Below are 260 nucleotides of genomic sequence, written 5' to 3' on the forward strand. Positions count from 1 at the left end.
GTTTACAGCAGCTCTATGTCGAAGCATTGATGATGCAAGATTGAGCCGTGAGCATAATAACTCAAATGTAATTTGCTTCGGTGGAAGAGTGTCATCTCATAAAGAGATGGAAGCGATGTTAAAAATTTGGCTTGAAACTGAATTTGAAGGTGGACGCCACGAAATTAGAACAAATATGTTTGCTGAGTTAGGGACTAAGATTTAATGAATATGAAGTGGACAGAGAAATTAGGTTACTTTTTTATTTTTGCAGTTGTTAT

At 35.8% G+C, this 260-nt stretch carries 1 protein-coding gene; it reads left to right on the forward strand.

The window, feature by feature from the left end; all coding sequences use genetic code 11:
* A partial coding sequence (locus tag M901_RS00810; RefSeq protein ID WP_021276250.1) for an RpiB/LacA/LacB family sugar-phosphate isomerase occupies positions 1 to 205 on the forward strand: 205 nt, incomplete at its 5' end.
* Positions 206 to 260: the final 55 nt, after the last annotated feature.

It is taken from the genome of Bacteriovorax sp. DB6_IX (genome assembly GCF_000447775.1).
Lineage (GTDB): Bacteria > Bdellovibrionota > Bacteriovoracia > Bacteriovoracales > Bacteriovoracaceae > Halobacteriovorax_A.